Annotated in this window: 12 protein-coding genes; 1 reads left to right on the top strand and 11 read right to left on the bottom strand. The window is 53.1% G+C overall.

The genetic code is table 11. The features are described from left to right. Nucleotides 1-45: 45 nt before the first annotated feature. From ACS5NO_RS29415 to ACS5NO_RS29380, 8 genes are all read right to left on the bottom strand, one after another. Nucleotides 46-1,578: a RagB/SusD family nutrient uptake outer membrane protein gene (locus ACS5NO_RS29415; RefSeq protein ID WP_439418444.1), complete on the bottom strand. Its 1,533-nt coding sequence runs from the start codon at nucleotides 1,576-1,578 to the stop codon at nucleotides 46-48. A 46-nt stretch (nucleotides 1,579-1,624) separates the two neighbouring features. Further along, nucleotides 1,625-5,149, bottom strand: a complete 3,525-nt coding sequence (locus ACS5NO_RS29410) for a SusC/RagA family TonB-linked outer membrane protein (protein WP_439418443.1) — start codon at nucleotides 5,147-5,149, stop codon at nucleotides 1,625-1,627. 11 nt (nucleotides 5,150-5,160) lie between these two features. Next, nucleotides 5,161-6,153 (bottom strand): FecR domain-containing protein, encoded by a 993-nt coding sequence (locus ACS5NO_RS29405; protein ID WP_439418442.1) that lies wholly within the window; start codon nucleotides 6,151-6,153, stop codon nucleotides 5,161-5,163. 91 nt (nucleotides 6,154-6,244) lie between these two features. Then, nucleotides 6,245-6,862, bottom strand: a complete 618-nt coding sequence (locus ACS5NO_RS29400) for an RNA polymerase sigma-70 factor (protein WP_439418441.1) — start codon at nucleotides 6,860-6,862, stop codon at nucleotides 6,245-6,247. Between the two features lie 279 nt (nucleotides 6,863-7,141). Further along, nucleotides 7,142-8,215 (bottom strand): alpha/beta fold hydrolase, encoded by a 1,074-nt coding sequence (locus ACS5NO_RS29395; RefSeq protein WP_439418440.1) that lies wholly within the window; start codon nucleotides 8,213-8,215, stop codon nucleotides 7,142-7,144. Between the two features lie 412 nt (nucleotides 8,216-8,627). Beyond that, complete coding sequence (locus tag ACS5NO_RS29390) at nucleotides 8,628-11,963, bottom strand: glycosyl hydrolase (RefSeq protein ID WP_439418439.1); 3,336 nt, start codon at nucleotides 11,961-11,963, stop codon at nucleotides 8,628-8,630. 201 nt (nucleotides 11,964-12,164) lie between these two features. Continuing rightward, nucleotides 12,165-12,539, bottom strand: coding sequence for a hypothetical protein (locus ACS5NO_RS29385; RefSeq protein WP_439418438.1), 375 nt, complete (start codon nucleotides 12,537-12,539; stop codon nucleotides 12,165-12,167). 34 nt (nucleotides 12,540-12,573) lie between these two features. Continuing rightward, nucleotides 12,574-16,347 (bottom strand): ThuA domain-containing protein, encoded by a 3,774-nt coding sequence (locus ACS5NO_RS29380; RefSeq protein ID WP_439418437.1) that lies wholly within the window; start codon nucleotides 16,345-16,347, stop codon nucleotides 12,574-12,576. Between the two features lie 129 nt (nucleotides 16,348-16,476). Here ACS5NO_RS29380 and ACS5NO_RS29375 point away from each other — a divergent pair, with 129 nt between their 5' ends. Beyond that, complete coding sequence (locus ACS5NO_RS29375) at nucleotides 16,477-17,253, top strand: NUDIX hydrolase (protein WP_439418436.1); 777 nt, start codon at nucleotides 16,477-16,479, stop codon at nucleotides 17,251-17,253. 50 nt (nucleotides 17,254-17,303) lie between these two features. Here ACS5NO_RS29375 and ACS5NO_RS29370 read toward each other — a convergent pair whose 3' ends face one another. The 3 genes from ACS5NO_RS29370 to ACS5NO_RS29360 form a co-directional block, all read right to left on the bottom strand. Then, nucleotides 17,304-17,999, bottom strand: coding sequence for a lipid-binding SYLF domain-containing protein (locus ACS5NO_RS29370; RefSeq protein WP_439418435.1), 696 nt, complete (start codon nucleotides 17,997-17,999; stop codon nucleotides 17,304-17,306). Between the two features lie 204 nt (nucleotides 18,000-18,203). Beyond that, entirely contained in the window at nucleotides 18,204-19,079 is an 876-nt protein-coding gene (locus ACS5NO_RS29365) for a patatin-like phospholipase family protein (RefSeq protein WP_439418434.1), read from the bottom strand. Nucleotides 19,080-19,180: 101 nt separating this feature from the next. Next, nucleotides 19,181-20,098, bottom strand: coding sequence for a cyclic nucleotide-binding domain-containing protein (locus ACS5NO_RS29360; protein ID WP_439418433.1), 918 nt, complete (start codon nucleotides 20,096-20,098; stop codon nucleotides 19,181-19,183). Nucleotides 20,099-20,295: the final 197 nt, after the last annotated feature.

Below are 20,295 nucleotides of genomic sequence, written 5' to 3'. Positions count from 1 at the left end.
TGCCCCCCGCCTTCTATACTACTTCATCAGGTTAACTATCAAAAATCAATACCCCGGGTTTTGATCAGTTGGCTCAATTTTCGGGTTATTGTCCACTTCCTGCTGCGGAATAGGCAGCAATTCGTGCTTATTTTTCTGGAAATACGTAAACGGCTCGGTTTTCAGTTTACCCGCTTTCCGCCAGCGCAGAATGTCGCGGTTGCGGATTTGTTCGCCACTCAGTTCAACGCGTCGCTCGTGCATGATGGCCGCAAAAACCTGATCTTTCGTGCTCACCGGATAAGCCGCCGTCGGATAAGCTGGCATCGCGACACTCTTCCGGGCGCGAACCATATTCAGGTATTTGACAGCTTCTGTGATGGAACCGATTTCGTTTTCTACCTCGGCCATCGCCAGCAGGGTTTCGGCATAGCGCATGATCCGCTGATTGATACCGCCGGTCAGAAACGTCTGGTCGGTTTTATACATCAGCGAGAATTTCCGCCAGCTTACTTTCATCGTTTTGCCGTCGACCACCGACGAGTTACCGTTTTGGGCGGCATCCGTCAGCACGTTTTTGTCCAGGTTGTATTTGTCACCGGTTACGTAAAACGATTTGGCAAACCGGGGATCGGTTCCGGTAGCGGTTTTCTCGAATTCATTCAACAGGCTGTTGGATGGAATTACGTTCCGCCAGCCGATGGCCGAATATTCCTGCGTCCGTACGGTTTCGGTGCCGGCGGTCGCGCCGTTGCCGTCGGCATCCCAGTTGTAGTTTCCACCCGCCGGAAAGAAGTTGATTTCGAAGATAGACTCCTTATTGAACTCGGTTTCCTCGATGAAATTATCCGAAAACTCATCCACCAGACTGTACGTACCTGAGGTGATGACTTTTTGCAGTTCGACCTTCGCATTCGTATAATCAGCCTGTTGCAGATACACCCGGGCCAGCAACATCTGGGCGGCTCCTTTGGTAGCGCGGCCCTGGTTGTCGGCATTGTAGGTGGCCGGCAGGGCTTCAACGGCTGCTTTCAGGTCGGCGATGATAAAATCATACACCTCTTTTTCGGTCGAGCGGGGCAAAGAGCCTTCCACCGATGTCACGTAGTTTTTGTACAGCGGAACACCGCCCCACATGGTCACCAGATCAAAATACGACCAGGCACGCAGAAAGCGGGCTTCGGCCAGCAGCCGGGCCTTATCAGCCGCCGGGATGTCAGCCACATTTTCGGACAAATCGATGGTAGCGTTAGCCCGGTGAATCAGCCGGTAAAATCCCTGCCAAACGGCACTCGCAACACCGTTGTCAGTCGTGTAGCTGCCAATCAGGATCTGGTTGCGGGGCGTTTCGAGTTGTCCACCACCAGCAGCGACGTCGTCACTGCGCAAATCATGGAGAAAGAACCACTCCCGCGAGGTGAGCGTATTGGCCTTCGCCATGGCATACACGGCATTGACCGCACTGCTCAGTTCCGCGCCGTTTTTATAGAAGGTGTCGACCGTGACACCATTCGGGTTCAGTTTGTCCAAATCACTTTCCTGACAGCCTGCCATCAGACCCAGAAAAAGTACCCCGGATAAAAGAAATTTATTTTTCATCAGAATCTTTCGTTTAAAACTATTCACTAAAACATCGCCGGTTGGATCAGAAACCGATATTCAAACCGATCAGGAGCGTCCGGGGTTGCGGATACTGGCCGTAGTCGATCCCGTTCGTCAACAATTTGGTATTGTCACCCGCCGTTCCATTGATCCCGATTTCCGGGTCAAGACCGCTGTATTTGGTAAAGGTCAGCAGGTTGGTCGACGAAACGTAGATCCGTGCTTTCGTCAACGTATTCATGGTGAGTTTACCCAGGATCGTTGCCGGAATGGTGTAGCCAATGCTGATGTTCTTCACCCGCATGTACGAGCCGCTTTCGATAAAACGATCGGATGTACGGGTGTTATTGTTCGGATCGCCACTGATGGCCCGGGGAACATCGGTGGCGGTGTTGGTCGGGGTCCAGGCATCCAGAACGCCTTTCCCAGCGTTGAACAACCGCAGCATCCCTTCTTCGATCACTTTCGTTCCGTTGTAGATTTTGTTTCCGTAAACCCCTTGCAGATAAACGGTTACATCAAAGTTTTTGTAGTTAGCTCCCAAATTAACACCATAGCTAAATTTCGGGATGTAGCTGCCGAGGTAGACCCGGTCACTGGCATCGATCACCCCGTCGCCATTGACATCTTTAAACTTGATATCACCTGCCGAAGTGTTTTTGGTCGGATCATGATCCTCGCGATTTTCGGGCCGGGACTGGGGTCTGGGTGAATTATACACCTCATCGATCGATTGATAGATTCCTTCCACCTGATAGCCAAAGAATGACTGAATGGGCTGACCGGCTTCTGTTTTTGTAATATCTGAACCCCCAAAATCCGCATTCGATCCGGAGTAGAGCGTGGCACTCGGCGTTGCCAGACTGGTGATCTGGTTGCGGGTCACGTCCATATTAGCCGACACATTCCAGCGGAAGTCACCTTCGTTCTGGTTGTAGCCCACCTGGAACTCGTAGCCCCAGTTTTTCATGCTACCGATGTTGGCCAGTGGCGGAGACGCATAGCCGATGGAATTGGGAATCGGGACATTCAGCAGCAGGCCGTCAGTTTTCCGGTTGTATACTTCCGCCGTGAAGGTCAGTTTATTACTCAACAGGCCCATATCGACCCCGACGTTGGTCATGGTCGTGGTTTCCCACTTCAGATCCGTGTTGCCCAGGGCGCTGAAATAAGAACCCAGCACTCTGTTGGCCCCAAAGACGTAGTTGGTGTTATCGGCCGAAATCAGTGATTGCCAGGCGTAGCTACCGATGCCGTTGAAACCGGTCTGCCCGATGCTACCCCGGATTTTCAGTTCCGAGATGGCGGGAACGGATTTCATGAATGCTTCTTCGCTCACCCGCCAGCCCAGTGACGCAGAGGGGAAGGTTCCCCATTTGTTGCCCGGTGCAAAACGCGACGAACCATCCCGCCGAACCGAAGCACTGATCAGGTATTTTCCGGCAAAATCATAATTGACCCGACCGATGTAGGAAATCAGGGTGCTTTCGTCGCGGCTGCTCGTCACACCCGGATTCGAAATACCCTGCAACACATCGATGTCGTTGTTCGGGCGGAAACCATTTCCGTTCAGGCTTGAACTCCGGAAGTTCTGTTTTTCAGCGACGGCAGTCACGTTGACGTAGTGCTTGCCAAACGTCTTGTCAAACGTCAACTGGTTGGTCAGGATGGGTGAAAAATACGAGGAGCGATTGTCCTGAAGATCACTCTGCACGCGGCTTTTGTAGCCATCATTGTAAATCGGAAAGATGTTGTTGCCGATGTTCGTCACCACATCAGCCCCGAAGCTGAACCGGTATTTCAGGAAATTGGTGAATTTGATTTCGGTGAACAGAGTTCCGAGCAACTTGATGCGCTGCGTGTAGCTCTGATCCTGCAACGCGATCCGAACTGGGTTGTCGGGGTCCGTCCCATCGGCTGCCGTTGGCGAACTGTAGCCGCCCACTTTGGTCGGATCAGAAACGGGCCAGTAGGGCAAATTCCGGATGGCCTGCATAATCGCCGTGCGACCGCCCCCAAAGCCCTGCTCACCCCGCATTTTGTCGTACGACAACATCAACGTCTGACCGAACGTCAGGAATTTCGTCACCTGGTGATCGGAGTTGATACGAACGTTAGCCCGTTTGTAGTTTGTCCCGATCAGAATTCCTTCCTGGTCAAAATACCCGGCGGAGGTAAAAAACCGGGATACATTGTTCCCGCCCGATACCGAAATCTGGTGTTGCTGGATCGGTGCCGTGCGGAGCATTACGTCCTGCCAGTCGGTGGCGGTTTGGGCGAAGGTTTGTGTTGCACCGTTATAGATCGGGGTGTTCAGGTTGCTCAGGCGGCTGGGCATCGCAATCCCGGCGTTACCCAGCAGTGCCGTAGCATACTGGATGTATTCCTGCGTATTGAGCAGATCGAGTTTTTTCCAGGCGCTCTGGGTGCCAAAATAGGTATCCAGACTCACGTGCAGTTTACCGTCTTTTGAACCTTTCTTAGTCGAAATGATCACGACCCCGTTCGACGCCCGCGAACCGTAAATGGCCGCAGCACTGGCGTCTTTCAGGACTTCCAGCGATTCGATGTCTTTAGGATCAAGGTTGTTCAGATCACCCGATGGCACACCGTCGATCACATACAACGGCCCGGATGCGTAGTTGATGGAACCGACCCCCCGGATGCGCACGATCGGCGACTGGCCGGGACTCCCGTTGTTGACGACCCGAACCCCCGGCACCCGGCCCTGCATGGCCGACTCGGCACTGATCACGGGCAAAGCCGTTAGTTCTTTGGGCGTTACAGACGAAACCGCGCCGGTTACCGAAGCCCGTTTCTGGGTTCCGTACCCCACGACGACCACCTCTTCCAGTGCCCGCTCATCCTGCACCAGCGACACATTCAGCATGGTCTGCCCGTTCACCTGCATTTCTTTGGACGCGTACCCGACAAAGCTGAAAACCAGCGTGGCATTGGCGGGGGCATTGATGGAAAATTCACCCTGCCCGTTGGTAGTGGTTCCCCGCGTCGATCCTTTGATTACCACACTCACACCCGGCAATCCTTCGCCGGCAGCATCCGTCACTTTTCCGCGGATGTCTTCCAAAGCCCGCTCCGCCGAAAGAACCGAATACCCGATTCGCTCCAGCTTGGTGATGTTCAGGTCGGCCGACGTTACGGGTTCTGTGCCGGTTTGGGGTTCGAAGACCTTCTTTTCGATCTGGTTAATTTTTCGAAAAAACCGGGTACCCTTTTCTTTCGTGGCGACAATGACGTAGAAGTTAGACTGAATTTTCTCGAAAGTCAACCCTTTGTCCGACAGTAAATTCGTTAACGCTTCCTCCACCGTCCGATCCCGCCGTCCGGTCATCACCACCTTCGTATCGACCAGATCCGTCCGGTAGATAAACGAAACCCGGTAGTGTTTTTCCAGTTCCGACAAAGCCGCCTTGAGTGTAACCACCGGCGCGGCAATGTCTTTCTCCTGTTGTCTTACCCGCTGCCCGTTCGATGCAATCAGTTGAGCGTAGGTCGGCAGGGTTCCGACCACTAGCACTCCCCACAGAAACAAGACTATTTTTTTCATGCGTATATAGGTTATTCAATTAGAATATAGTTGGATTTTCGGGTAATTTTTAAGTCAAAGAGGCCGGAAAGCCCTTTCAGAATCGTGTCGGCATTTTGGCCCGGAATGGTGCCGGAAAACTTTTGTTGCAGCAAGTCCCGATCCCGGATTTCGACCTCCAGACCGTAGGTATCTTTCAGAAGCTGGGCAATTTCGGCCAGGGTTGTTCCGTCAAAAATCAGCTTGCTGGTGCGCCACGACGACTGGGCCACCGCATTGACGGGCTTTTTATAAAAGTTTTTCGTTTGCGTATCTGCGTAAAACATCTCACCGGGCTTCATTTCCAGGTGGTTGCCGGGCTTATCAGAAACCCGCATCTCAATACGGCCTTCGTTCAGCACCACTTTCGTCTGGGTTTTGCGGGTGTAAACATTGAAGCGCGTCCCCAGCACTTCGACGTTCATCTGGCTGGGCAGATGAACCTGAAACCGCTGGTGGTTTTTGGTGTGAACGACTTCAAAAAAGGCCTCCCCTTCGACCCAGACTTCGCGGGGCAGATCAGCCTGCCAGTGGTCGGCATACCGGATGGAGGAGTTTCCGTTCATCGTTACAATGGATTGATCAGGCAGCACGACCCGGCGGGTCTGGCCGAAATCGGTATGCAGGGAAAGCAGTTCGGGCGTGGCGGTTTTGCGGTAGAAAAAGAGCGAGCCGGTTGCCAACAGGAGCACGCCAATGGTAGCCGCAGCCATCCAGGTCCAGCGCGGTCTCATTCGGCGCAAGGGCGATTCGGTCCGGGTGCCGGCTGCATTGCGCTTGGTCGACTGGATTCGGCTAAACAACCGCTGGGCGTCGAGCCGCTCGGCGGCATTGAGCGGAATCGCTGCCGGTTCGGTCAGATCAGCATCGAGTAGTTGCTGCAACTGGCGTTGTCCGTTAACCGTTGCCAGATGCAACAAGACGATCCGAGCCTCCTCCGGAGTACACTCATTCCGTACGTACTTCTGTAGAAGTTGTGTATCCATTAAGTATTAATAGAGATTAGGAAATGTTCTATCCATTCCTAATTAGATACACATAAGCAGACCGGAAGTATTACTGATCGGAGAAAAAATATTAATTGAATAGAAGAAAAAGGAGAACCGGAAGAATTCCTTCCAGGTCGGCGTGTTTGCTGAGGTAGTCTTTTAAAAACCGGGTAGCCTGTGTAAATTGCGACTTGACGGTATTAACCGAGATAGATAATTGTCTGGCAACCTGCTCATTGTCCAGGCCACTAAATACCCGCAACCGGAAAACTTTTTCCCGTTGGGGCGGCAGTTTCTGCATCCCTTGCTCCAGAATAGTTCCATATTCCTGCAATTGAAACGCGTCGCTGGTGGTATCTTCCCCGTTGAGTTCTTCCATTTCGGCAGAAAGATATTCCCAGATCGACTGATGGTTGTTGCGAATCACGTTCAGGACGTGGTTCTTCATGGAAACCGACAGGAAATTCTTGATGGAGTAGGTCTCGTTCAGGGCATCGCGGTGGTCCCAGAGTTTGAGAAAGATGTCCTGAACGGCATCTTCGGCCAGATCCGGATTCTTCAAAAACTTGATTCCAATCGCGAGCAGGTGTTTGTAGTAGCGGTAGAAAATTTCCTCAAAAGCGTTTTCGTCACCCGCTTTCAACCGCAGGGTGATCTCCTTTTCAGCGTCTTGACCCAACCGGATGGGTAGTTTTCGAATCCGCATGAACTGACCTTTTGGCTATTTTCGATGAAAGAGACGGAATGCCTTATAATAAATAGCTAATGTAGGCATTAAAACCGTACTATTCCAATAAAAAATTCTCTTTAATCTAAGTTTACTGTCAATTTAACACTTATTTTTTCAAGAATAATTCAATTGGTAATTACTTAATCGAATAAGCAGGAATTTGCCAAATTTTATGTCCAATTAAGCAATGATTCTTACGTATTTTTAGCGTTGCGGATTTTTCAAACGAATAAAACCGTTCCGGGTACTCTACGCTTATTTGAGCCGGTTATGCAATTTCACTTTGGACATAAAAGTCGTTACATCTTTCAGGAATTGCTCCGGACGTTCATGATGAATGTTATGCCCCGTGTTGGGGTATACTTTGTGAACAATGAGAGCAGGATGTGCCTGCTGAAGGGCGGCATTACGGGTTTCGAAAGGGAACAAATCATCAGGGCCGGTCGGATCCAGAATCAAGACCGGAACTGACAAATTTCGAAAGACAATTTTCGGTTCCAGAATCGACATCGATTCCGCAAAAAGCGGTACGCGGGTGGGATATAGGATGTTATCCAGGAATTGCTCCGGCGTTTTCATGTTAAACAAATCCAACACACCCGGGCTAATGGCCCATCGGCCCTCTTTGGTGGGGGCTATCCACGCCAGCAACTCAAATTGATTCCCTTTCTGCGTGGTATCGTAGTAGGCGCGATAGGCTTCAAACTCGCTCTTATAGGTCGTATCGGGCAATCGGTCTTTAAAAATGGCCCCTATCCGCGTGGTGAGCTGAATGGGTTTCATCGAATGATAATGCGTATTGGTAGACACAGAGCCGCCATCTTCCAGAATCAACCCGGCAACCCGATCAGGATAGACATCATAGAAAGCCGTACTGATCATTCCCCCTCGTGACCAGCCGCCAATGACGGCCTTTTTGATCTTCAGCTCATCCAGCATGACTTTGATGTCGTCGGCCACGTGATGAAGCGAAACTTCATGCGCCGGAATCGGGGTTTGGCCATGTCCATAATAATCAATGGCGATCACATAATAACCGGCTTTCACCAGCCCTGCAGCCAGCGGTAGCAGTTCCAGTGCATTCGTTAAACTCCCATGCGACCAGACGAGTGGAAGAGCAGCAGGGTTTCCCCAGGTCAGGTAATGCATACGACCATTCTTAGTCGTAACAAAATGGCCATGCGCTTTTTCAAAGTTGGCAAACGCCCGCTTGGCGTCAGCAAAGGACTGTTCCAGTGGCGTTTGCTGGCCATTCCGATGTTGTTGCGCTTGGATATGAACACAGTCAATCAGCAGCAGAGCCACAACGGAGAAAGCCTTTAGCAGCATACTTAATAGGGAAATAGGTGAGGTATTCGAAAAGATTCGTTTTCAGCGTCGACATTTGGCGACCTCGCTATTGCGCAGGTTGTCGTAACAGACCCCAAAAACCTGCTCTCAATGCCGCACATACACCGCCCGAAACGACTTTTCGTCGATTTAAAAAGGGGCGGTATGCGGCTGCGCTTCAGGCACTGAATGCAGAGAAAGCGCAAATATAATCCCTACTTTGTTTCTATATAGATTAATCCTAAACCATTAACATCATCTGACTACTGCCAGGCCGTGAATGGCATTCAGCCTGAACAGGGCTGGACTTCCCTCCTTCAAAGGTGCTTTATCAGTTAGAATAAATCAGGAAGCTCGTACGAAGCGACGGAGCCTTCCTGATAGCCGTTTTGGGTTCAACAGCGGGTTCTCCCTACCGCTTCACCGTTGCAGCGGCCGGCGTTGCTTCCAGCACGCGAACCGGTCCCAGCAGCCCCGACGGCAACAGGGGTGAATCGGCCCGGTAAAACGGCATGGTGGTGAACGTAATCTTGCTGGTCACACCAGCCTGGGCGTCACCGATCAGGCGGTTTACCCAGAGATTCGTGACCTTAATCTGTACGGTATTATGACCGGTTTTCAGCGCCTGCGTGATGTCGATGCGGAACGGTTTTTTCCAGACAGTGCCCACGGTTTTGCCGTTGACAATCACCTCCGCGATGTTCTTCACCTCGCCCAGATCCAGGATATACGACGCATTTTTCGTTACCTTCGGCACATTGAACGCGTTTTCGTAGATGGCCGTACCGGAGAAGTATTTAACGCCCGGATCGGTATTTTCCGTCAACGACGCCAGCGTGTTGAACGTGGCCTGCGCGGGAGCGCCCCGCCCCGCCTGAAAGGCAACGTTCCAGGCACCCGTCACACTGACAACGGGTGATTCCGTGACGGCGGGTTTGGTGAAGGACGTTACCGTCGCCTTATCGCGGAAAACGATAAAATACGCTTGCCACGACTCGAATTGGAGCGGCACAATGGTACGTCCGTCTTTGATTTGATACGACACTCTTTCCATTTTGCCCGTCTCGGGATTCCACAACTCCGGTACTTTACCCGTTACCCGGAAACTGACGGTGGCCGTGTTCGGGTTGTCGCTGCGGTTGTCGAGCCAGTAGAGGTCCATGTCAGCGGTTTGGCGGTGGACATAGAGTATTTTCGATCTGGCTCCGGAAATGTCCACGTCTTTTGGAACGTTCATCTCACTTAAAACCGCATCCAGCGGTTTTGTCGAGACATTCGGATGGGTCCAGATCTGATTCACCAGTGCGGCAAATTCGGCCGGGTTGTCGCTCAGGCTCGGAGAACGCTCGGGTTTGACACCCGCCACGTGCATACCGGCTTGAACCAGTTCACCGAGTTTTTTCAACACGGGCAACGTCATGGTTCTCGCCGACGAATCCAGCACCATCAGGCGGTATTGCTGACCGCTCGGCGTCACCATCTTTCCACCTTCCACCCGCAGCGCCGTCTTCACCACCGTGGCATTGGCAAAATCGAAGGCATAACCGGCCGGAATAGCAGGCAGTTTCTGGGTGCATAGCTGGGTGATGTTGTTGTTCTCACCATAATAATGCAATACATCCACGACCGGTTTGCCCTGCTGGAGCAGGAAGCAACTCCGGCCCAGGTAGCTCATCCAGACGTTGGCCTGCTCGGCCCAGGTTTCCTGCCGGGTAAAATACTGCCCAAAAGGCCCGAGCGAGATACCCGGTTTTTTATCATCCAGCGGCTGATGCACCGACGTATGCACCACAAAGCGGTTCAGGCCCGACGCCATTTCCAGATCGGCGGTGCGCTTCAGTTTCTCGGGATGCCAGCTAAACGCATTGCTAACGGAGGTCATCGACTCGGCGGCCACCAGATTCTGTCCATAAATGTGCGCCACCGAAGCCGCTTCCCGAATGTCGGCTTCGCTGCGCACTTCTTCATCGGCACCACCGGCCAGACTGCCCGGCGTCCACATGGCCGACATCGGCACATCGGCTTTCCGCTTCACGTCCATGCCGTCGGCTAAATAAATCCGCCCGCCTTCGTGCGATTCCGTATACCGTTTCATCCCCCGGGCTTTCAACGCATCGCCAATGACTTCGTAGTGGTTTTCAACGATCAGTTCACCGATGGTTTTCCGGAAATCCCACAGAAATTTCTCACTGGCTTCGGCACTATTCACGACCCGGCCCGTCAGCACCGGAAGCCAGGGTTTGATGTCGTAGCCGCGTCGTTTCAGAAACTCCTCCGGCATGGCTTTCGTCCAGGTCATGTGACCCGCTTCGTAGCTGTCCAGCACCATGTATTGCAGCCCCTGCACGCCCATCTGGCCCCCGGTGGCCTCCTTGTACATGTCCAGATAGGCATCGATGTATTTACGAACGGCCACGTTGTCGAGCTTATCGACTTCCAGACCGGTGGCTTCGGGCGAAGCGGGGTGGTTGTTGCGGCCCGTCAGCGAGTAGCCCAGCCGCATGACCACCCAGTCACCACCTGCCGGTGGTGTCCAGTTCAGCGTTCCGTCGGCACTCATTTTGGCGGTCAGATCTACCACATCCTGGGTCAGAATGGCGTCGGCATCGGTTTTTATGAGCGAGTGCGTGCTTTCTTTCCACGGATTAAAACCAGCTTTTTCTTCAAACAGGTCCACGCGGTCGGTGTTGTGCAGCACCAGTTCCGCCACCGGCACGCCCTCCGGTTTGCCCGGAGCCGCACTTCCGCCCATCATGGCCGCAAACGGATTGCCCTGCGGTTCCAGGGTTTTAAACGTAACCCGGAAATACTTGGCGGTGGTGGGCAAAATGCTCATCGTGTTCTGAGGAACCGTACTGCCCCGGATCACCACCACATCCCGGAAATTGACACCGTCGTCGCTCACTTTCAGCGTCCGGTTGTCGGGTGCTCCTCTGAATTCGGCCAATGCCCCCCCGCTGGTGGCGCCCACAATGGTAAACGCCTTGACCGTCTGCGGGCTGTCGAAGGCGTACTGAATCCACATGTCCTGACCCACTTCCATTGGCGGCAGCATCGTAGTTTTTGCCAGATCACCGTCGGTCAGGTCGGCGAGGCTGAAGGTGCCGCCACTCGAGGTGATTTTTGGATTTAATGTAGCCATGAGCTTCTCAGCCGCAGGCAGACGGTAGGCAATAACCGCAGCATCGGCGTAGTAGTTTTGCGGTTTTCCCGCTGAACCGCCGAGCATGGCAGCACCGAGCGGTACGTTCTGGAAATTGCCGGTGGTGTTCGGCGGTTGGGGAAGTTTCCCCGAAAAGGGTCGGGCCGCGTTCGGCTGACCACCCGGAACGCGGGTTTCGGTCCAGACGTACTTTTTCATGCCATCGCTGGCAGGCACCCACGGGCCACCCGTCACGCTCCAGCCCGGCGATCCGGCAATGGCCATTTCCAACTGGAGTTTCTGGGCCAGATCGGTGGTGTGTTTGAAGGCGTCTTTCCATTCGGGGGTCATGAACACCAGCTTTTTGGGCGTCACGGCGGGCGTAAACAGGCTGGCGTCGAAGTTTTGAAAACCGCCGATGCCGACGCGGCTCATCCATTCCAGGTCTTTGGTGATGCCTTCTTTGGTGATATTGCCATTCATCCAGTGCCACCACACGCGGGGCTTGGCGGTATTGGGCGGAGTTTGAAAGCCTTTTTGGAGCGCGGAAGGCTGCGCAAAGGCCAAAGCCGGGAGCAGCCAGGCCAGAACCGTCATTTTTTTCATAGAGATTGGTCGTTGGGGTATTGGAAGTGCGCCTTTTGGATGCTTCTTTGTGCGAAAAGCCGGTATGACTTTATTATTACTTGTCACCCTTTTATCATTTCTTACGCTCCCGCATAGAAGGAAAATAAGTGAGCAAGGTAGATGGCGAAGTTCATCATCTTCCTTGCTCACAGGGGTACTACGGTCGAACGAAACCGGTTTTTATTTCAGCCGTTTTGCCTTGGCTTCAAAGCTGTTCATCAACGTGCCTTTGAGGTTGTCGTCGTCCACCTTCGTCAAGTCGATGGTCACATCGTAGCCCTGCGCCGTAAACGCCATTGCCAGATTGTCTCCTTTTTCGTCGATGCTGGTAATCGGAATTTTCGCCGTCGAGTCAGCCGCGTTGATGAGCTGACCAGTCAGCTTACCGTCTTTCCGAACCAGATCCGCCGTCAATTTGGAATCGCCATTGGGCGTTCCAATAATCGTAATCTCCCATTTCCCGGCAAAAAAATCAGGGGGCGTTGTGGTTTGAGAAAAGCTCCGGGCGCAAACGCTCAGGAGAAAAATGAACAGAAACAGGCTTACTTTTTTCATCATCAAATTGGTTTAAACGTGAAATTTTTGGAAACTACTTATCCCCTTTGAAAGACATCCCCTGAACCTCAAGGGTTAACGAGGTGACTTTTTTGTCGGCCCCGCGACTAAATTTGAACACGGAATCATTACCGCCTTTAAATTCATCGGCGCCCGGCCCGGGCGTGAGTTCGCCTTCCTTATCCCCCGCCTTCATGGACAGCCGTCCGGCTTTGGGCGTAATTTCGATGTATTCGAACGGAAGCCCGGACATTTTGTATTTGCCCGCGTACGCTTCCAGATCCTGGGATTGACCTGCTGCCGCAGACGCTGGCGTCGAAGCCGGTTTTGCGCTGGTTTCCGCCGACTGGCGCGTTTGGAACTCCAGATCGATCACGACAAACAAGGCTTGACCGGCGGGGGCTTTGTCATTTTTGAAGACCAGATACACATCGTGAAGCCCCGTTGCCCCGGACAGTTTAGCCACCACCGACGGGGGCATACTGGTGACACTACCGCCCTCACCCGGCGAAATGAAGGCGGTTTCGCCGACGAGTTGACCGGTGGGTTCATCCAGCCGCACCTCGATCGTGCCACCGGCTGCGTTCAACTGGGCTTTCGGTGCCGAAGCGGTAAATTTGATCTGTTCTATACCGGTTAAATCCAGGTTGCTGAACCCAATGCTGGAGCCTTTTACGGAGGCAATGATGACGGTGCCGTATTTCATGACGCCTTCGATCTTGTCGGCTTTCCCGGCGGGGAGCTTCGCACTGCGCAAAACCAGCGTTTTTTCGGCCGTAATCGCGGGAACACCGGAACTACCTTTGTCCCGATACGCAGCCCGAACCAGATACCGGCCTTCGCCCTTATCACCCTCGGGCAGATTCATGGTATAACTTCCCTTGACCGGCAACGATGGAGACGCCTGTTTCTTTTCGGCCAGACTCAGAATGTAGCGCACCATTTCCTGTGCATCGGCCTGGGCCAATTGGGGGTGGGCACTCATGGCGACATCGCCCCAGACACCACTGCCGCCGGAGATCACTTTTTGGGCCAGCCGCTCGGCGGCACCGGCTTCGCCTTTGTATTTGAGAGCAACTTGCTCATAAGCAGGTCCCACCGATTTTTTATCGACACTGTGACACGCCTTGCAATCGCTGCTCTCCATAAATTTCAGCCCTTTGACGACCTGCGCGGATGCATCGGCGCTGCGGTGGCCCTGCGCAATTTCGGCCAGATCGTAGCCTTCGGCTAAATAATCGATATTGACAGCAACTTCGGCGGGTTTGATTTTTCCGCTCGCCAGACTACCATCTTCCTTGTCCTGGACTTTTACTTCGTAGGCAAACGGTTGTCCCGGAAAGAAAAAGGTCTGGTTGCTGTTTTTGGTTTCGAACGTCAACACCGGTTCTTCATTACCGGCCATAATTTCCACCGTCCGGCTGCTGCGGCCGCCTTTGGCATCGGTTACCGTTAAGGTCGCTTTGTAAATTCCGGCTTTGTCGAAGCTGACGGTCGGGTTTGCCACCGGGAAGGTTCGTTTGGAGTTTCCCGATTGAGAAGTGACCGTCCAGCTATACGTCAAGGCATCGTTGTCAAAATCCCTAGTGCCTTCCGACGAAAGCCGGGCTTTGAACGGAATCGATCCGCCTTTTTTGGACGTGGCTACCTGAACGAGCGGTTTGCGGTTGCCGCCGTTGTACTCGATGCGCACCAGCCGGGCGTCGTCGTTTTGCGTAAACCAGCCGCTGCCGTATTCCAGCATGTACAAATTGCCTTCCGGGCCAAACTCGATATCCACCGGATTGGAGAACTTATAGCTGGGCATCACCCGCTCCATCGACGCGTAGTTTCCGTTCGCGTCCAGCGTCACCGCCATCAGCCAGCCGCGCATCCATTCGTAGATGATTAATTTCCCGTCGTAATAATCCGGGAAAGGTCGCTTCGCCTGGGTGAACTGGTCCCGGTGAAAAACCGGCCCGGCCATTGCCGAACGACCACCGGCTCCCATCAGCGGAAACTCTTTGGATTCGGCGTACGGGTACCAGATGAAGGCTTTCTGCGCCGGTGGCAACTGATTTAAGCCGGTATTATTGACCGAATTGTTGACCGGTTTTTCGGGGTCGTACAACGCACCGGAGTGGCCGGTGGCAAAGTCATACTGGAAATAGGGTTTATTATCGCCCACAAAATACGGCCAGCCGTAATTCCCGGCTTTCCGCGCCTGCCCGATTTCATCCTGTCCGGCGGGACCGCGTTTTTCGCCCGGCTGCCCCGCATCCGGACCAATGTCGCCCCAGTACAGAAAGCCGGTTTTGGGGTCTACCGAAATGCGGAATGGATTCCGGTGCCCCATCGTGTAAATCTCCGGGCGGGTTTTAGGGGTTCCTTTTGGGAAAAGGTTGCCTTCCGGAATGGTGTAAGAACCGTCGGCTTCTGGGTGAATCCGCAGAATTTTACCGCGCAGATCGTTTGTGTTGGCCGAGGTCATCTGCGCATCGAAGGGCGACCGGCCGGGGCGTTCATCCGACGGGCTGTAGCCGTTGGATTGCTGCGGGTTGATGTTATCGCCGGTCGACAGGTATAAATTTCCGTGGGCGTCGAAGGTCAACGACCCGCCCGCGTGACCGCTGATTTCGCGTTGGGTCGCCACATCCAGAATGACTTTTTTGGAACTCATCACCAGTTCGTCGCCTTTCAACTCGTAGCGAACCAGGCTGTTTTTAGCCTCGTTTCCTTCGGGCGAATAATACAGGTAAATCCAGTGGTTTTGCTCAAAATGGGGATCTTTCGTCAGACTCAGCAAACCGCCTTCGTCTTCACCGACTTTTCCCTCCTTATCGGTGACTTTGGTGTTCACCGGAATATGGGCAATGAGGGTAATCTTACCGGTCGCGGGGCTGTAGAGTTTAACATTGCCCCGGCGTTCCACAAACAGCACGCGGTTATCCGGCAGCACGGTCAGTTCCATCGGTTCATCGAGTTTCTCTCCCAACACCACTTTTGAAAACCGGTTTTCTTCGGGTAGTCGTTTCGTTTTCGCCTTGGTGTAGTCCAGCGGTTTTGGCGAATCACCCCCCATCGCGTAGTGCAACCCGGCTCCCAGGTGCTTCAAAAACAGCGGTTCCGAAAAGCTGGCGTCGGTGTGGCCACCCGCCGTGTAGAACGAACGTCCGCCGTCAAATTCCTGATACCAGGCCATCGGGTGATTGTCGCCATTGGTGCCGCCCTGGTAGGTTTTTTCATCAATCGTCATCAGGACATGTAGCGCCGGACTGATGTTTTTGAAGGAGTAAAATTCATCTTCCCGCTCCCAGCGCTCCGGCAGAAACCGGGTGGATGGATGGTTTTTGTCCACTACCACAAAGGTTCCCTTCTGGATGTTGTTGGGCATGGGGTGGTTGGCAAACCAGGCCCCGGCCAGTTGATTGTACCACGGCCAGTCGTATTCGGTGTCCGTTGCGGAGTGAATGCCCATGTAGCCTCCTCCCGACTGGATGTAGCGTTCAAAGGCGTTCTGCTGCTGGGCATTCAGCACGTCGCCGGTGGTGCTCAAAAAAACGACCGCCCGGTAACGTTTCAGATTTTCTTCGTAGAAGCGGCCCGCATCTTCCGTGGTATCGACAGCAAATCCCTGTTCCTTACCCAGTCGAAATAGGGCTTTCTGACCCGCCCCGATGGAAGCGTGACGAAAGGCCAGCGTTTTACTGAATACCAGAATGCGGGGTGGGTCTTTGACGAACCCATACGACCAGAGTCCGGTGGCCAAAAAGCCCACCAACACAACCCCAGCCAACCAGCGGAGGGAATAAGGAATACGTTTTTTCATCGTTTTTGAATAGACTTATTGCCGTATAAAATTAAACTAATCTCTAAAGCGTAAATTTTACGGAATAAAGATAGAGTGCTTTTTTGTATTCCGTAAATTTTACGGAATATTTTTTTTTACCTTTGGCTTATGAACTCGGAAGAAGAAGTAAACGACTTTGTTAGAAACGGCCATCAGCAGTATCTGCCCCACCTCAGCATCGACCCGGTCATCTTTGGCTACCACGATCAGCAACTCAAAATTTTACTCCACAAATGGATCGGACTGGATGGCTGGGGACTGCCGGGCGGTTTTATACGTCGGCGGGAACCGCTGAGCCAGGCCGCCCACCGCATCTTGCAGGAGCGAACGGGTCTGGAAGACTTATTCCTGCAACAGTTCCACGTTTTTGGGGATTCGCCCTACCGGCTTCAGGAGCGAAGCGCCCGTGAGTTTACCGAAAAATACGGGCTTGTTGTCGAGAAAGATAACTGGCTGTTCGAACGAACGTTATCGATTGGTTATTTTGCTTTGGTGGACTACTCGAAGGTAAGCGTCCGGACGGATTTTTTCACGACAGATTACCGGTGGTGGGATATCAGTGACATTCCTCCGCTTTTATTCGACCAGAACGAGGTGGTGGAAAAGGCATTGGCAACCCTCCGGCTCCAGATTTATCACCAGCCGATCGGACTCAGTCTGTTGCCCGAAAAATTCACGCTGGCGGAAATTCACTCCCTGTATGAGACGATTTTGGGCAAGGAACTGGACCAGCGGAATTTTGCGAAAAAGCTCGTGAGTTTGGGGCTGATCAAAAAACTGGCGGAACAGCGGGCCATTGGTCCTCACCGGTCTCCGTATCTGTATCAATTTGAGAAGGACGCCTATGAGAATGCCCTGAAACAGGGGATCGTGCATACCTACTAAGAGCGAACGCGCCGGGCGCACGTCCCTTGGCAGGTATGCCGACCGTTTTTTTACTTCAGACTTTTCAGGGTACTTTTCAAATCCTGCACTTCTCTGGACGTATTATCGAAGCTGTTAAACAAGGTGTTGGCGTTTTTAAACTCCTCATAAAAGGCGGTATTGGCGTCCGTATCCACCGACAGGGCCGCCCCGTTGAGGGTGATGCCCGCAAACAGCCCTTTGCTGCGTGAATACGAATACACCTCGGCTTCCAGTTTAGCATCCGTGCTGGCGGTTGAACTTCTCCCCATCGGCCCGGCTGCCACTGACAAATCACCGCCAAGTGTGAAACTCCCGCTGCTCATGTCGAGCAACGTCTTGCTGCTTTTAAAAACCAGCACTAAATCCACCGCCTGAACGCCGATCTGAAAGCCAAAACTTCCGCCCGTTAAGGTTACAAAAACCGGATCACTCCAGTCGCCCTGCTTATTTTTTACCAGTGCAATGCCTTTGCCTCTTTTCCCACCCACCACAAAACCGGCATTGATCAGTTTGGGAATAATGACAATTCCTTCCGAAAGGTCCAGGAGTTGCCGGGGTATGGCTTCCTTCATCTGGCTAAATTCCGTTACGATTGTATTGGCCGCTTCGAGTTTGGCGGTTTCTTTCTGAGTGGGAGTACCAGAATTCGGCTGGGCCATCAACGGGGTTGATGCGATACTGAACCCAGTAATCAAAACGGCGAGCAGGGATGCTTTGAAATTCATGATGCTTTCAAGTGTAAAGTTTACGGTTTGCCTTGACCCTGAAACGGATTATCCGGCAACCAGTCGGTGGTTGTATGGAGTGAGACACTCTTTGCTGTAGTCAACGAATCGCAACCGAACGATCGTACCCGGTTTCCTTTTTTAACGAAATTTAAGACCCGAAGTGAGGCCGACCGGCAAAACCGCGGGCGACGCGACGGGTTGTCACCGCTCTTCGGAAGGTTCTCCCCGAAACATGGCCTGCTCGTCGGCACTCCTGCTTTTCAGGACGATCATGGCATGTTCGTAGCCTTTCTGGACAATTTTATCGAAAGCCGACCACTCCATCAGACCAAAGCGGCTTACATCGGGGTTGAAATACAGATCGACATATTGCCGGATCTGGCTGCGTTGCGACGAGCTATACAGCAAGGTCGAATTGAGGATAATCGATGCCAGGGAAGGCAGGCGGAATTTCCGCAGTTTTTTTGGTCTAAACCGGTCACGAAGCAATTTAGCGGGGCCGGGTATGCTGGAGATGGTCAGTTTCCGCGATTTTTCAACGACCAGGTCGATGCCAATGATTCGGCCAACGGGCATTTGCCGCATTACATCGGCCGGAAAATTGTTGACTGTTCCGCCATCGATCAGAAAATCATCACCGTCGATGACGGGCGGAAACACGCCCGGAATGGCCGTTGTGGCTTTCAGGTATTTAACCAGCGAACCACGGGTGTGTACCTCCGCACGCGCCTGCGTGTAATTACTGGAAACAACAAACAGGGTCAACCAGCTATCTTCCAGATCCGGTTCGTGGTCGTTCAGGAATTCCGTAACGGTATCCCGGATCATCCGTTCCATCCGCTGCCCGCGGATGAGCGAAATCATCGGCAACCAGTTGTAATCTTTGGTTGGGTTGAAAAAAGCGCCTTTCCGTGCGTGTTTCCGAACGATTTCGGCCGGTTGATCGAACGAAACCGCACTGGCGATCAAACCGCCGACGCTGGTTCCTCCCACAAAATCGACGGGAATACCATGTTCTTGAAGTGCTTTCAGAACGCCGACGTGCGCAAATCCTCGGGCACCACCCCCGGCCAGCACCAGACCGATGGCGGTATTGCTTAAAATCCGGCTAAGCCGGGCCAGATCCCGGTCGGAGCCAGCCCGGATGTGATAATGAGCCCGAATCCGGGGGCGTTTGCTCAGCCAGCCGTTTGCCGGGGAATCAGGGTATCGGCCTGATGCACCAGCACCAGGGTTTCCACCTGTCCGGTAATCAGCCCTTTATGATGCAGTTGAATCTCTGGAGGTGTCAGATCGGACGCCTGTTGCGCATCGGCAAACTGCACGATGTCATCAGCCTGGTGGAGGCAAAATTGCGACCATTCCGTCAGCAAACCGGTGGGTTCCGGCGGATCTGCTACCAGCAGCAGAAATTCATACTGCGACTCCAGGTGGTCCAGCCACCGGGACAACGTACGAAAAGGCGCCGGATCAGCTTCCCGATCCGGGCGTTCATTGGCCTGATCGGAGAACTCGTTCATCCGGTCGCCCGACAGCAGATAGACGCTACCTTTGCTGCGCAAAAGCTCGTTCAGGTTACGAGCCATACCCGCAAGATCGATGGTCGAATGAAGGGCCAGCAGGCAAATCGTGACCGGCTTTTTGTGGGATTTACCCGGCAGGGGCGTATTTTTCAGCCGGTAGATAATGCGTTTAGCCATGTTCAAGGCCACCGCTGGATGATGAGCGATGACCTCCTCGAACGCTTTTTTCGAGAGCCTGACCAGGCTGCTATCCCGCAGCGCAAAAATCGATGCATTCCGGGGGTCACCGGTAATGAGCGCCGTTTCGCCGACGGTTTCACCCCGGATAATTTCACCGATCTTTCGAAACTCCCCCCCGCCTTCCGTCACCAGTGCCTGCAACCGGCCGCTCATGACAAAATACAGCGAGTCACCGGGGTCATCCTGACGAAAAAGGCAATCACCACCCTGAATTTCAATCCCTTCCAGAAGCGGGGTGATGGTGGATAGAACCGTGTCGTCAAAATCACCGAATAATTCGGTCAGACTGCTGTAAAGCAGGTTATTCTGGAAGGGATCAGGCTGGATTGGCATGGAATTAAAAAAGTAAAAACAGTGATAAAGGAATAGCGGCCCCAAAATAAGATGCAAACCAGTGTTTTACCAGCGATCGGTGCGCGTGGTCCCAATAAAAGCCATTCGAACCGGAGTATCGCGTTTAATCGTCGAGTATTGTGCAATTTTTAGCGGCTTTCATACTAAATTGGGCACCGAATCGCCTTATTCTTCCT

Origin of the sequence: Larkinella fluvii, assembly GCF_051857545.1 — a bacterium.
In the GTDB taxonomy this organism is placed as follows: domain Bacteria; phylum Bacteroidota; class Bacteroidia; order Cytophagales; family Spirosomataceae; genus Larkinella.
Note: the sequence above shows the minus strand (reverse complement) of the source record. Positions and strands in the feature narration are given on the sequence as shown.